Raw genomic sequence first — 15,647 nt, forward strand, 5'->3', positions numbered from 1 at the left:
TACCATGAACACAATAGACTTACTCATATTCATCGCCTACTGCGCCCTGATCCTTTTCGTCGGCCTTTTCGTTTCGAGGAAGAAGAAAGGGGAGGAGCGCGATGCGGGCGATTACTTCCTGGCAGGTCGCGGACTGGCCTGGTGGGCGATCGGTGCTTCGATCATCGCCTCTAATATCTCGGCGGAGCAGTTCGTCGGCATGTCGGGTTCCGGCTATGCGATCGGGTTGGCGATGGCTACCTACGAATGGATTGCGGCACTCGGACTGATCATCGTGGCTAAATACTTCATCCCGATCTTTCTGGAGAAGAAGATATTCACCATGCCGCAGTTTCTGGAAGAACGCTTCGACAAGCGGGTAAAGACCGTGATGGCCGTCTTCTGGCTAGCCGTCTTTATCTTTATCAACCTCACTTCCATCCTTTACCTCGGTGCATTGACCATCGAGAAGGTGATGGGCGTCCCCATGATCTGGGGAATAGCCGGACTGGCAGCCTTTGCCGCTATCTACTCCATCTACGGGGGACTGAAGGCGGTGGCGCTTACCGACGTGATCCAGGTCGTTTTCCTTGTTGGCGGCGGATTGATAACGACCTATATCGCCCTCGACCTGCTGGGTGCCGGCGAAGGTATCTGGCAAGGCATCACGAACCTGTATGCACAGACCGAAGATAAGTTCCACCTGATCCTCGACAAGTCGCACCCGAGTTATAAAGACCTGCCCGGTATCTCCGTCATTCTCGGGGGATTATGGGTCGCTAACCTTTATTACTGGGGATGCAACCAGTATATTATCCAACGTGCCCTGGCCGCTAAATCGGTGGGAGAGGCGCAGAACGGTATGCTGTTCGCCGGATTTATCAAACTACTGGTTCCGTTGCTGGTGGTTATCCCCGGCATCGCTGCCTTTGCACTGGATGCACCGTTGGAGAAGTCGGACGAAGCCTACCCGTGGCTACTCAGCAACCTGCTTCCGGTAGGGGTGAAAGGGATTGCTTTCGCCGCCCTGACAGCAGCTATCGTCAGTTCGCTGGCTTCCATGATGAACAGTATCTCCACGATCTTTACGATGGATATCTACAAGTCGTACTTCCGGAAGGAAGCCGGACAACAGGAACTGGTGAAGACCGGCCGTTGGGCCAGTTTCCTGTCGCTGCTGGTTGCCGTATCGATCGCGCCGATGCTTTCGGGGCTCGACCAGGCGTTTCAGTATATCCAGGAGTTCACCGGCTTTATCAGTCCCGGAGCGTTGTCGATCTTCCTGGCCGGGTTCTTCTATAAGCGGGCGACGGCGAACGGGGCACTGGCTGCGGCTCTCGGCTCTTTTGTCTTCTCCACGGGGATGAAGTTCCTCTGTCCCGGTCTGCCGTGGATGGATCGTATGATGATCGTTTTCTTCCTCTGCTGCGGATTGATCGTCCTGCTGGGCAGCCGTAAGCCGGTGGAGAATGCATATACCACGCATTCGCCCGGGCTGTTCCGCACGAGCCGCATGTTTAATATCCTGTCCTTCGTCGTGATAGCGATACTGATAGCGTTCTATTGGTTCTGGTGGTAATAATAATAAAACAACACAATATGAAAAAGACATTCTTACTTCTCGGCACCTGCCTTCTTATGGGGCAGGGCCTGTTTGCCACCGGATTATCGCCGGAGTCTGCTTTCCTGATTCCCTCAGAGGTGGCGGGTGTGGACAATCCGGCGCTGCTCCTGAGCGGCACCTGGCAATTCCGTTATGCCCCGAAAGACAAGTGGAACAACGTGCAGGTACCCGGCGAACTCGCCATGCAAGGCTACGCCATCCAGCACGACACCCCTTATCTCTACCGCAAATCCTTTACCCTTCCGGCCGATTATAAAGGCAAGCGGACGATACTCCGCTTCGACGGCGTGTACAGCCATGCCCGCCTGTCGGTGAACGGTACCTTTATCCGCGAACATCACGGTGGTTTCACCCGTTGGGAAACAGACATCACCGACAACGTCCGTCCCGGAAAGAAGAACGAGATACAACTGGAAGTGACCGACCGTATCGACGACATCTCCTATGCTTCCGGTTACGGTCACCACCCGATCGGCGGTATTTTACGCGACGTCACGATTTTTGCCCTGCCCGCAAACTGTCTCTATGACTTTGCGGCGGAGACGCACCTCGATACCCTCTACCGTGATGCTGTGCTGAAGGTTTCTTACCGGGGCGAAACAACCGGAAACGCGGAAGTAGCCTACACCCTGACCGACCCTTCCGGCCGCAATATCCCTCTTGCCCAAAGCATCTTCCCGTTGAAGAAGAATGAGAACTGCAACGAACTCCCGGTACGCAACCCGCTGAAATGGGATGCCGAACACCCCAACCTCTACACCCTCACCGTCGCGATCCGTGAGGAAAACAAGGAGACCACCCGCTTCAGCAAACGCATCGGTTTCCGTGACGTGAAGATCGTAAAAGACCGTATGCTCGTCAACGGCCAGCCCGTCAAACTGCGCGGAGCCTGCCGCCACGATATCCACCCGATGTTGGGACGTACCACGACAGCCGAGCTCGACAGTCTCGACGTGATCCGCTTCAAGCAGTCGAACATGAACTTCGTGCGCACCTCGCATTATCCCCCGTCGGAAGCGTTCCTCAACTATTGCGACCGCTTCGGTATCTACGTGGAAAGCGAGACAGCCGTCTGCTTCGTCGACACCTACCGTCAGAAGAACTATGCTCCCGGACGGACGCAGGACAGCGCCGAGTTTGCTCCCCGCTATCTATCCCAATGCCGCGAGATGGTGAAATCGTTCCGTTCCCACCCGTCCATCCTGTTCTGGTCGATCGGCAACGAAAGTATCTACGGGAAGAACTTCCAGGCCTGCTGGGACTGGGTGAAGGCTGCCGACACGACACGCCCCGTCATCTTCAGTTACCCCGGTTCGGTGAAAGACAGGAAGCCGGTCTACGACATCCTCAGTATGCATTACCAGGACGTGAACGGTGATGTGAACCAGTTCGGAATGTCCACCCGCAACTACCAGGGACACGGCATCCCCGCCCTCTTCGACGAATGGGCACACCCGGCTTGCTACACCTATAAGACATTGCAGGACGACCCGAATATCCGTGAGTTCTGGGGTATCTCCCTCGAAAAGATGTGGAGCGGACTGTTCGATGCTCCCGGCGGTCTGGGCGGTGCGATCTGGGGATATATCGACGAAACATTCATGCTCCCCGAACCGAAGAAGGGCACTGCTTTCTGGAAAGAATTCGCCCGTACGGCCAAGCCCGAGGACTATCAGGGCAACTGTGTCGGTTACGGCGAGTGGGGTATCGTAGACGTATGGCGCCGGGAGAAACCGGAGTTCTGGTCGACCAAGAAAGCCTATTCCCCCGTCCGCCTGCTGACGGAACAGGTAGGTAGTTTCACCCCCGGCGAGCGTCTGATCCTTCCGGTCTACAACCGTTTCGACCATACGAACCTCAGCGAGATAAAGGTGCGCTACACTTACAACGGCACCGAAAAAGAAGCCGCCGCCCCAGCCGTCCAGCCGCATCAGAAAGGCCTTTTGGTCATTCCTTCGGAAGACTGGTCAGCAGGTAGCGAACTGCTGGTGAGCTTCCTCGATGCCGACGGCGGGCTGATCGACGCTTCCCTCGTCACGCTCGGAAAGCAGACCGTTGCCCTTCCGCAGCCCACCCGCAAAGGTGCGCTTCAGGTAGAAGAGACACCCGACCGTATCCTCGTCAAAGGCAACGGCTTCGAGATCCCCTTCTGCAAGGAAACCGGCTTGATCTGCAACGCCACAGCCGGCGGAAAGATCATCATCGAAAAAGGCCCTTTCCTTAACCTCGACATCAATCTGAATCATCTCACCGGAGCCGAAGTACGCAAGAGCGCCACCAAGTTCCTGACCTCGGATGCCGACTGGAAGAAACAAAGCATCACTTACGAGAAACGGGGTGCTGACGTCCTCGTCCTGCTCTCCGGCAACTACCGCGACGTCCGCACCGACATCCGCCTGCTGATCTCGCCGGAAGGAAAGATGCAGATCGACTACTTGACTGACGGACAGCCCAACGGCTTCCTCCGCGAGACAGGCCTGTCGTTCTACCTGCCCGAAACGCTCGACCGCCTCACCTGGAAACGCCGTGGCCACTGGAGCTATTACCCCGCCGGAGAATTTGCCGGCAACGAGGGCAGCACTTCCCTTTACAACCCGAACAAGGTAGCTTACGGTGCCCGTCCCGACCAACCCTGGTACGACGACACCCACAACTACTATTACTGGGCCGACGCCGGAGCCAACTGCGACCGTCCGCTTACCCAAAAGGCCAAAGGAATGAAAGAGAACATCTACTTCTACACCCTTTCGCCCGCTGCGGGAGACGGCCTGTCGGTCATCTCGCCCGACGCATCCGTTGCCTGCCGCTCCAGTAAGCGTGCCGACGGCCAGCTGCTCCTCTACGTCAACAACCGCTGGGATTACCCCGAAATCGCCTGGGGCAACTATTGCAAAACCCTGGAAGCCAATCCCTGCTATGGCAGGATAGAGATTGTATTTTGATAAAAAAGGGATGCGGTTTGTGCCGCATCCCCTTTTCATTCACTCCTTAATCGTAATCCTTCCCGACCAATCTCCGACAGCAACCCGCTGCATCGGTTTCGGGTTGGTTGTACATTGCGACATCACCCGCAACTTATATTCTCCCGGTGGCAGATTAACAGAGTATAATGGTGGTTAGATAGTGCTAACAGGTAAGCTCATATAGTATCAACGCTCCTGTATCAGAGGTAAAAGAGGTATATTGTATAATATACAGCCTAAATAGGGCTGAATCGTAAGATAGTATAACATTTTCGAAACAAATGCACCTTTTCATTCCTTCGCAATAGGGTATCTTTGCACCAAAACAACAGAACAAGTGATATGAAGAAAAAACATCTGCTATTTACCCTTTTGTGCAGCGGCTTTATCGCCTGTACGGGGCCTACACCGACGCAACAGTTAGCGAAGGATATTCAAAACGATAATACCCTGCATATAGTCGACAGTATGGCGCGTGCCACGATCCGCAGCGGTTTCAATGCCGGGAGCGGTTACTCCCAGATCTGGGCGCGCGATATGAATACCTTTATTGAAGTGGCCTGCGAGGAAAGCAATCCGGCGGAGTTGCGCCATGCGATCGTCCTGTTCTTTGCCCTTCAGCAGCCTAATGACGAAATGATCGACGGGTATGTGCTGAAGGAAGATTTCACCTGGGGGGACGATCATCCGTACTATTCGGAAACGGCTCCCGATCATGTAGCCTTTAAGAATACGGTGGAGACAGACCAGGAGTCGTCGCTGATCCAGATCGTAGGAAAGTATATCCGCAAGACGGGCGACCGTTCCATCCTCGACGAAGAAGTGGCAGGCCGCACGGTCTACCAGCGGATGGTCGGAATGATCGATTACCTGATGAAAGAACGCTATAATGAACAATACGGCCTGCTTTACGGTGCCATGACGGCTGACTGGGGTGACGTGCAGCCCAATGATCCCTTCGGCTGCGACATGAACGAGTTGTCCGACCCGGCCATCGACGTGTACGACAATGCCATGTTTATCATCGCCCTCAATTATATGGACGAGATGACGGCTGATGAAGCCGATAAGATCCGTTGGAAAGAACTTCGCCAGCATATCGCCGACAATGTGCGCAAGCATCTCTGGGATACGCAGCGTCAGAAGTTCATCCCTCATATTTATATTGAGAACTCGCCGATCCCCGAAGGGTTCAACGAACTGGACGTGCATTATCATGGGGGAACGGCTATCGCTATCGAAGCCGGATTGCTGTCGGCCGAAGAGATCGCTACGGTCAATGCGCAGATGGTCGAGAATGTCCGCCTGTCGGGCATGCCGAGTATCGGGCTGACGCTTTATCCTACCTACCCTGACGGCTTTTTCCACGGGGGGATGGCGAAATCGTACCTGTATCAGAACGGCGGCGACTGGACTTGGTTCGGAGGCCGTATGATCCAGCAACTGATTGCCAACGGCATGGTGAAGGAAGCGTACGAGGAAGTGCGTCCGATGATCGACCGTGTGATCAAGAACGACGGTTTCTACGAGTGGTACGGCATGGGAGGTGTTCCCAGCGGTTCAGGCCATTTCAAAGGGTCGGCAGGCGTACTGGCGAAAGCAATCGAGATGTTTAACGAATGGGCGGAAGAGAATAAATAAACGAAGATAATGAGAAAGAGTAATTACGATAAAACCCCCTCGACAGTTGTTGGGGGCAGGCTCTGGAAAGGCTGGGAGTCTGTTTTGGATAAGTTGAAGGAAGCCTGCAACGGCTCTGAGTTGGCGCATAGAGTTGTTGTTGTCGAATGCTATCAGGGTGTGCATCCGGAAGAGCTAGCTAAGCACCTGGCGGCATTGCAACCTTTATTGATCATTCATTCGGAGATGTTCTTCAAAGGCGTAGAAGAGATCGAAGCGATGACGTATCCTTATCTGACGGACGACCGCCTTTTCGGTCGCCGCGCCGCTTTCCATTACACGGACTTTCTGGATGAGAGCCGGATGGAGGTGTGTCGCGAAAAGATAAAAGCAGCAGACGGATTGGTTATCGTCTGGGGCCCCGGTGCCGCTTGTCTGGTGCCCGAACCCGATGTGCTGGTCTATGCCGATATGACGCGCTGGGAGATACAGCAGCGTTTCCGTCGTCAGGAGATTAATGGTCTGGGCGTGAAGAACCGGGAAGAAGCGCCTTCGTTGCATTACAAGCGCGGTTACTTTATCGACTGGAACGTATGCGACGACTTGAAGAAACAGCTGTTGCCGAAGGTGGACTTCTGGCTGGACACGCATATCCCCGAAATGCCGAAGATGATTACCGGCGAGACGATGCGCGACGGACTGGTCAAGACGGCTCACCGTCCCTTCCGTGTAGTGCCTTTCTTCGATCCGGCTCCCTGGGGTGGCCAGTGGATGAAGGAGGTATGCGACCTCGACAAGGAACAGGATAACTTCGGATGGTGCTTCGATTGCGTCCCCGAAGAAAACAGCCTGTATCTGAAGGTGGAAGGGGAGTTGTTCGAGATGGCTTCCAACAACCTGGTGTTCTACCAGACCCGCAACCTGCTGGGTGCTCCGGTGGAGGCGCGCTTCGGGCAGGACTTCCCGATCCGTTTCGACTTTCTCGATACGATGGGAGGGGGCAACCTGAGTTTGCAGGTGCATCCCACTACGCAGTATATCCGTGATACGTTCGGTATCTATTATACGCAGGACGAAAGCTACTACCTGCTCGATGCGGGTGAAGGGGCTACTGTCTACCTGGGCTTGAAAGACGGGGTAGATCCCGATGAAATGATTGCCGCCCTGAATGAAGCGCAGGAGTCGGGCACTACTTTCGATACCGAGAAATATGTAAACAAATGGCCTGCCAAGAAGCACGACCATTACCTGATACCGGCGGGTACGATCCATTGTTCGGGTTCGGAAGCGATGGTGTTGGAGATCAGTGCCACACCGAGTATCTTTACCTTCAAACTCTGGGACTGGGATCGCCTGGGACTGGACGGCAAGCCGCGCCCTATCAATATCGCCCACGGTTCACATGTCATCCAGTGGGAACGGCAGACGGATTTCGTACGCGACCAGCTGGTCAACCATTTCGAGCCGCGTGCCGAAGGGGAGGACTGGCGTGAGGAACGCACCGGCCTGCATGAGAACGAGTTTATCGAGACACGCCGCCACTGGTTCTCCGGAAAGGTGCCGCACAATACGGGCGGGGGTGTCAACGTTCTGAATGTGGTGGAAGGGGATGAGCTGATCGTCGAGAGTCCGACGGATGCCTTCGAACCGTTCATCGTGCATTATGCCGAAACATTCATCGTCCCTGCCGTGGTAGGCGATTACACGATCCGCCCCTACGGTATCTCCGAAGGCAAGACCTGCGGTACGATCAAAGCGTATGTACGGACGAAAGGATAATAACTGAACATAAAATATATACCATGTATACCAACGATAACCGAATAGTAATGACCCTTGATGCCGGAGGAACCAACCTGGTCTTCTCTGCCATCCGGGGCGGCAGGGAGATAGTGACACCTATCACCTTGCCTTCCTGTGCCTGCCACCTGGATCAATGCCTGGGACAACTCCTGACCGGCTTCACCCATGTCAGCGAACAATTGCCGGAAGCCCCGGTAGCCATCAGCTTCGCTTTCCCCGGGCCGGCCGATTACCCCGCCGGGATCATCGGCGACCTTCCGAACTTTCCTTCTTTCCGTGGAGGAGTGGCCCTGGGCCCGTACCTGGAGGAGAAGTTTGGCATTCCTGTCTTCATCAATAATGATGGAGACTTGTTTGCTTATGGCGAAGCCTTGACCGGAGCCTTGCCGGAGATTAACCGCCGCCTGGAAGAAGCCGGAAGTATCAAACGCTACAAGAACCTGCTCGGTGTGACGCTGGGCACAGGCTTCGGAGCGGGTGTCGTGCTGAACGGCAATCTGCTGGAAGGCGACAATGCGGCGGGAGGTGATATCTGGTGCTTCCGCAATAAGAAATACCAATCTTATATCGTGGAAGAAAGCGTCAGTATCCGCGCCGTGCAACATATCTACGGATTGCTGTCGGGCGATGCTCCTCCCTTCACTCCCAAAGATATTTATGATATAGCCGAAGGAACTCGTCCGGGTAACCAAGAGGCTGCCCGTTCCGCCTTTGCCGAATTGGGCGAAATGGCCGGTGATGCCCTGGCGCAAGCGATTACGCTGATCGACGGTCTGATCGTTATAGGCGGTGGCCTGACAGGTGCTGCGAAGTATTTCATGCCGTCCCTTCTGAAGGAGATGAACAGCGAAACGGGGATGATGAACGGTAGCCGCTTCAGTCGCCTGCAAAGTAAGGCTTTCAATCTGGATGACGCGGCGGAGTTCGAACAGTTCGCCAAAGGAGCGGCGGTGAGGATTGCTGTGCCCGGTTCCGACCGTACCGTCAATTACGACCCGTTCAAACGGATCGGTGTGATTATCAGCAAACAGGGGGCAAGCCGTTCGGTGGCTCTGGGCGCTTATGTGTATGCATTAAATCATCTATAAACAAATACGCCATGAATAAACACAATCTATTCATCCCGGTTCTCGGTCTGCTGACCGGCTTACTGGCTGTCAGCTGTTCGCCGGTGAAAGAGGAAGCAGTACAAGAGGACTTATCCCAATATGTAGAACCCCGTATCGGAACGGCGCACTGCCGCTGGTTCCATTTCACCCCGGGCGCCCATCCTTTCGGTATGGCAAAGCCCGCCCCGGCGACTAATGCCCACGTGGGAAACAACTCCGGCTGGGAAGCAACCGGCTATGATTATCGCGATACTTCTATCGAAGGTTTCCCCTGCCTGCATGAGTTTCAGGTGGGCGGTATCGTCCTGATGCCGACGGTAGGGGCATTGAAAACGATCCCCGGTGCTGTGGACGACTCGACGGGTAGCGGTTACCGTTCCCGTTTCGATCATTCGGAAGAGATTGCCACTGCCGGTTATTATTCGGTGAATCTGCAAGACTATAATATCCGTGCGGAACTGACATCCACCCCGCGTGTGGCTTTTCAGCGTTATACGTTCCCTGCATCCGAAGAGAGCCGTATCCTGTTCGATATCGGTAACCGGCAGGGTGAAAGCGGTGCCGTAAAGGACGCTTCCGTCACGTTGAATGAGGACGGGACGGTTGAAGGCTGGGTGATTACGTTGCCGGAATATGTAAAGAAATACCAGGCGGGTGCTACGGTGCCGTTGTATTTCTCCGCCCAGTTGGATAAACAACCTACCGGATGCGGAACCTTCATCGGTGAAAAGGTGCAGGCGGATGCCAGACAGGTTACCGGCGTCGGTTCGGGATTGTATCTCACCTATAAGACTACGGAAGGGGAAAGCATCACGGCCAAAGTCGGCCTGTCGTATACTTCTGTGGAGAATGCCCGTCTGAATCGCGATACGGAAGCGCGCACGCTCACCTTCGACCAGGCGAAAGAGGCGGCTCACCGGCAATGGGAAGACTACCTCGGACGTATCCGGGTGGAGACTCCGGTCAAGGAAGATAAGGTGAAATTCTATACCGGCCTGTATCATGCCCTGTTGGGACGCGGACTGGCCAGCGATGTGAACGGTGCTTATCCTTGCAATGACGGTAGCATCGGGCAGATCCCGGTGGAAAACGGAAAGCCGGTACATAATTTCTATAACACCGACGGTATCTGGGGCGGACAATGGAACCTGGCACAGGTGTGGGCGTTGATCGCTCCCGAGTATTATGCCGATTATATCAGCAGCCATCTGTTGGTGTATAAGGATGCCGGTTGGTTGGGCGACGGTATTGCTAATAGCCGGTATGTCTCCGGGGTAGGAACCAATCTGCTGGGGGCTGTTTTTGCCGGTGCTTACCAGTGCGGTATCCGTAATTATGATGTCGATCTGGCTTATGAAGCTGCCCGTAAGAATGAACTGGATGGTGAGAACCGTCCGTTGGGTGCCGGTAAGGTGGATACGGATAAGTTCCTCGAATATGGTTATGTTCCCCATCTGGATAAAGGGGACGGCCCGGATGAAGCGTTCATGTTCTCGGCTTCGCATACGTTGGAATACTCGTACAGTGCCTGGGCGGTTGCTCAATGGGCTAAGAAATTGGGTAAGACGGATGATTACGATAAACTGATGTGGTTGTCGAAAGGGTGGGAGCGTATCTACGATCCTTCTACCAACTTCGTACGCCCCAAAAAGGCGGACGGGCAGTTCCTCGCAGACTTCAACCCGATGCAGGTGTGGCGCGGATTCCAGGAAGGCAACGCGTGGCAGTACACCTTCTATGTGCCGCATGATGCGGAAGGGTTGGTCGGTAAAGTCGGTGCGGATGTATTCAATCAGCGTCTCGACAGTATCTTTACCGTTTCCCAGAAGCTGATATTCAGTGGGGGTACGGAAGTAGGCGCTTTTGCCGGGTTGCAGACGTTGTATAATCATGGCAATCAGCCTTGCCTGCATATCTCCTGGTTGTTCAATGAAGCGGGACGTCCTTCGCTGACGCAGAAATGGGTACGTGCCATCCTCGATGAGTTCTATGGTACGGACGGTATTCACGGATATGGTTACGGACAGGATGAAGATCAGGGACAGTTGGGTGCCTGGTATGCGATCGCTTCCCTGGGATTGTTCGACGTGAAGGGACTGACAGACCCGGAACCTTCGTTCGCTTTGGGTAGCCCTGTGTTTGACAAGATCACGATCCGGTTGAATAACAGCTATTATAAAGGTAAGGAATTCGTTATCGAAGCGAAGAATAACAGCAAGGATAACGTCTATGTTCAGCAATACCGCCTGGATGGTAAACCCTATTCTTCCACCCGCATTCCTTTCGAAACGATTACTGCCGGTGGCCGTCTGGAACTGGATATGGGGAATCAGCCGGTGGATAATTATTAAACCGATTATATCATGGACAACAAACAAAATCAAAAGGCCATTTACCCTATCCTCTTCGGGTTCTTCGTGATGGGCTTTGCTGATGTCGTAGGCATTGCAACAAACTATGTGAAGGTCGATTTCGGCCTTTCCGACACGCTGGCAAACCTGCTCCCGATGATCGTATTCCTCTGGTTTGCCCTGTTCTCTATCCCTACGGGGATCCTGATGGGGAAAGCCGGACGGCGCAATACGGTTGTGATAGCCCTCGCCATTACGGTGCTGGCTATGCTGCTGCCTTTGTTCTTCTATGACTTTGCCAGCATACTGGTCGCTTTTGCCTTGTTGGGTATAGGCAATACGATCCTGCAAGTCTCACTGAATCCGATGGTGGCGAATGTGGTCAGTCCCGACCGTATCACCAGCGTGTTGACACTGGGGCAATTCATCAAGGCGATCTCCTCGTTCCTGGGGCCGATCATTGCCGGAGCCGCCTCTTCTTTCTGGGGCGACTGGAAACTGATCTTTGCCGTTTACGCAGCAACGACCCTGATCTCCACGATCTGGCTGATCTCTACCATCCCCGGAAAAGAACACCTGGAAGCAGCCAAAGCAACCTTTGGAACTACACTATCCCTTTTTAAAGATAAATACATCGTTTCCCTTTTTCTGGGAATCCTTTTCATTGTCGGCATCGATGTGGGCTTGAATACTTCTATCCCGAAGCTGCTTATGGAGCGCACCGATATGGCGCTCACCGAAGCGGGCTTGGGTACGAGCCTGTACTTTGCCGCCCGTACGATCGGTTCTTTTGCCGGAGCTTTCCTGCTGGCGAAACTCTCCGGTGCCCGTTTCCTGAAATATAGCATGTTCGTAGCGATAGCGGCATTTGTGTTGCTGTTGCTGGTTCCGGGTACGTGGAGCATGTTTGCTATGATCGTTATCGTGGGGTTGGCCTGTGCCAATGTCTTTTCGATCATCTTCTCATACGCCCTTCAGCATAAGCCGGAGCGGGCGAATGAAATATCCGCCCTGATGATCATGGGAGTGTCGGGTGGTGCCCTGATCACTCCCATGATGGGAATTATTTCAGATGGGTTCGGACAGGTGGCCGGGTTGTCTGTCCTGCTGCTCTGTATGCTTTATATTTGTCTTATATCCTTTAGATTAACTAAATAAGAACGCTTATGAAAACACCGAAAGTATTCTTTCTGATAGGCATAGCGCTGTTTGCCTTGTCTTTCGCCGTTTGGGGCGCAACCGCTCCTCCGGGTATCGACACGCATGTCTATCCGGCTTTGTATAAATCGAAACAGGGACTGGTACAAAAAGTACGCGTCTCTCTTACTCATACCGGAGAACCGGAGAATGTAACGCTCACGCTTGCCGGACAAACGCAGAAAGGGAAGCTGAAAGAGGGAGCGAACCAGTTTTTCTTTGAAGTACCGGAAGTCCAGTCCATGCAACGCCTGCCGCTCGTCCTGACAAAAGGGAAGGAGAAGCAATCGACGGAGGTGGAAGTGAAACCTGTCCGTCACTGGCAGATGAATATGGTGCAGCATACGCATACCGATATCGGCTACACCCGTTCGCAAACGGAGATCCTGGCCGAGCATCTTCGCTATATCGACTATGCACTCGACTACTGCGATGCGACCGACGATTACCCTGATTTCGCCAAGTTCCGTTGGACTTGCGAGATCGCCTGGGCGGTCAGCGAATATCTGAAATGTCGCCCTGCCGAGCAGATCGCCCGCCTGAAAAAGCGCGTGAGTGAAGGCCGTATCGAACTGGCCGCCATGTATCTGAACTTCGACGAACTACCTGACGAGCAGACGCTGGCCGCTTCCCTTTATCCGCTGAAGCAATTCCGTGAAGCCGGGTTGAAAGCCGAAGTCGCCATGCAGAATGACGTGAATGGTATCGGCTGGTGTTTCAGCGAGTACTTTGCGGATGCAGGTGTGAAATATGTCAATATGGGAACACACGGCCACCGCGCCTTGATCTGTTTCGATATTCCTACGGTGTTCTGGTGGCAGTCGCCTTCGGGAAAGAAGGTGCTGACCTATCGTGCCGAGCATTATAACCAGGGCAACTTTTTCGGTGTCCATACCGATAACTTCGAGCAGTTCGAAGAACGCGTGCTCAATTATCTGGGTGAAATGGAAGCGAAGAACTATCCGTATGATATCGTTGCCGCCCAGCATTCCGGTTATTTCACGGATAACTCGCCCCCTTCCACCAAAAGCTGCGAGATGCTGATGAGATGGAACGAGAAATACGAATGGCCTAAACTGCGCACGGCTGTTTCCAGCGAATTTATCAAAGAGGTGGAAAACAACTATGCCGATAAGATCCAGACTATCCGTGGCGCATGGCCCGACTGGTGGACGGACGGTTTCGGTTCCGGAGCCCGCGAAGCTGCCATCTCCCGCATTACCCATTCGGATATTATCGCCAACCAAGCCGGTTTGTCGTTTGCCGATATGCTGGGAGCCAAACTTCCGGATGATATCGACAATCAGATCAGCGGCATCAACAAAGCCCTGCTCTTTTATGACGAACATACGTTCGGTTTCAGTGAGAGCGTACGCAACCCGTATGGCCTGGAAACCTGGGAGCAACGTTCCCTGAAACAATCGTATGCCTGGGAAGCTTACCGTCATTCGGGTTTGCTGGGAGAGGTGACGATGGGATTACTGCAATCGTTCGTGCCTAAAGCCGAATACCCGTCTGTGGCCGTTTTCAATACGTTGAACTGGACATACAGCGGTCTGGCTAAAGTATACATCGATCATCAGATATTGCCCCGCGAGAAAGCCTTTGAAATAACGGATGCAGCAGGAAATATAATTCCAGCTCAACCGGCGGAGAGCCGTTCCGATGGAACATACTGGTCTTTGTTTGTGAAAGATGTCCCGGCCTTGGGATATGCACAGTATTATATAAAGGTAAAAGACGAGCCCCGCCCGGAGACAGTCGCTTCTTCCTCACTGGAAAAGGCGCATGTCGAGAATGCCTGGTATGCTATCGACTTCAATCCGCGTAAAGGTACGATCAGCAAGCTGTTCGACAAAGAGTTGAATAAGGAGCTGACTACTCCGAAAGCCGAATGGGAGATGGGTGAGTTTATTTATGAGATCATCGACAGCCGCCACCCGATGGAACAATACCGTGAACCGCAATTCCTGCGCCGCCGTCCCGAACGGATTCGTTTCGAGCGTTACGAAAAAGGAGCTATCTGGGATACTTACCGTTTCCGTGGCGAGACTGTTGCCGGACGCGAACCGAACAACCTGATGGTCGAGTTCCGTGTATTCAACGTAGCCAAGAAGATTGATATAGTGTACCGTTTGCGTAAGAAAGCCGTTATCGATCCCGAAGCCATCTATATCTCGTTCCCGTTTGAGGTGAACCAGGGTAAGATCATGCTGGACGTGCCCGGCGGTACGATCGAAGCGGGTGTCGACCAGATCCCCGGATCATCGAACGACTGGTATACCGTGCAGAACTTTGCAACGGCACGCAACAGTGAGTCGCAGGTCGTTATGGGAAGTCCGGAGATACCTTTGATGCAGTTCGGAGCCATCAATACGGGACGCTATAAAGCCGGAGCTGTTCCGCAGTCCACCAACATGTATTCCTGGCCGATGAATAACTATTGGGTAACCAATTTCAACGCCGACCAGATGGGTGAATTGCAATGGAGCTATTTTATCAATTCAAGCAAAGACAACTCGGTAGGTTATGCCACCCGCTTTGCCTGGGAAAATCGTATTCCGTTCCTGACCCGCGTGTTGCCGGCCGGAGCAAAAGGAAGTAAGGTTATCACTCCTGCATCCGTATTCAATATCGTTCCCGATAATGTTTTGTTGGTAAACATGAAACCGGTGGAAGGAGAAAAAGCCGTTATGCTTCAGTTGCGTGAAATAGCAGGTAAGCCGGCTAAATTTGCCGTAACTTCGGATAAGGTGAACTTTACCGGAGTAACCGTATGCGATGTAGTGGGAGAGCCAGTGAAAGGTAATCCGGAAGCAACGTTTGCTCCCTGGGAGAACAAGTTTATAAAGCTATCCTGGTAAGCGTTTACTTAGCCCTATACAGCAGTTGTGTCATACTTGTGGCACAACTGTGCCACTATAGCTGCACATTTGTGCCATAGGCATTGCACAGATATTAGCCTTAAGTCAGTAATCTGCTGCTACTGCTAAAAACATCA

The 15,647-nt window shown here is 53.5% G+C and carries 9 protein-coding genes; all 9 read left to right on the top strand.

Features of this window, described 5'->3' with window-relative positions:
- Positions 1–4: 4 nt before the first annotated feature.
- A complete protein-coding gene (locus HMPREF1212_RS07945) occupies positions 5–1,558 on the top strand; it encodes a sodium/sugar symporter (protein ID WP_046148997.1) in 1,554 nt (517 codons plus the stop codon).
- 20 nt (positions 1,559–1,578) lie between these two features.
- Positions 1,579–4,545 carry a glycoside hydrolase family 2 protein gene (locus tag HMPREF1212_RS07950; RefSeq protein WP_046148998.1) on the top strand — a complete coding sequence of 989 codons (2,967 nt, stop codon included), beginning with the start codon at positions 1,579–1,581 and terminating at the stop codon, positions 4,543–4,545.
- 19 nt (positions 4,546–4,564) lie between these two features.
- The gene (locus HMPREF1212_RS26955) at positions 4,565–4,723 is read left to right on the top strand and encodes a hypothetical protein (protein WP_157316970.1); all 159 of its coding nucleotides are present in this window, start codon (positions 4,565–4,567) and stop codon (positions 4,721–4,723) included.
- Positions 4,724–4,908: 185 nt separating this feature from the next.
- Positions 4,909–6,207 carry a GH36-type glycosyl hydrolase domain-containing protein gene (locus HMPREF1212_RS07955; protein WP_046148999.1) on the top strand — a complete coding sequence of 433 codons (1,299 nt, stop codon included), beginning with the start codon at positions 4,909–4,911 and terminating at the stop codon, positions 6,205–6,207.
- A gap of 9 nt (positions 6,208–6,216) precedes the next feature.
- Positions 6,217–7,965 carry a class I mannose-6-phosphate isomerase gene (locus HMPREF1212_RS07960; RefSeq protein WP_046149000.1) on the top strand — a complete coding sequence of 583 codons (1,749 nt, stop codon included), beginning with the start codon at positions 6,217–6,219 and terminating at the stop codon, positions 7,963–7,965.
- A gap of 23 nt (positions 7,966–7,988) precedes the next feature.
- Positions 7,989–9,077 (top strand): ROK family protein, encoded by a 1,089-nt coding sequence (locus HMPREF1212_RS07965; RefSeq protein WP_046149001.1) that lies wholly within the window; start codon positions 7,989–7,991, stop codon positions 9,075–9,077.
- 11 nt (positions 9,078–9,088) lie between these two features.
- Positions 9,089–11,449, top strand: a complete 2,361-nt coding sequence (locus HMPREF1212_RS07970; protein ID WP_046149002.1) for a GH92 family glycosyl hydrolase — start codon at positions 9,089–9,091, stop codon at positions 11,447–11,449.
- Positions 11,450–11,461: 12 nt separating this feature from the next.
- Entirely contained in the window at positions 11,462–12,607 is a 1,146-nt protein-coding gene (locus tag HMPREF1212_RS07975; protein WP_046149003.1) for an MFS transporter, read from the top strand.
- A gap of 8 nt (positions 12,608–12,615) precedes the next feature.
- Complete coding sequence (locus HMPREF1212_RS07980) at positions 12,616–15,510, top strand: glycoside hydrolase family 38 N-terminal domain-containing protein (RefSeq protein ID WP_046149004.1); 2,895 nt, start codon at positions 12,616–12,618, stop codon at positions 15,508–15,510.
- Positions 15,511–15,647: the final 137 nt, after the last annotated feature.

The organism is Parabacteroides sp. HGS0025 (genome assembly GCF_000969845.1).
GTDB lineage: Bacteria > Bacteroidota > Bacteroidia > Bacteroidales > Tannerellaceae > Parabacteroides > Parabacteroides gordonii.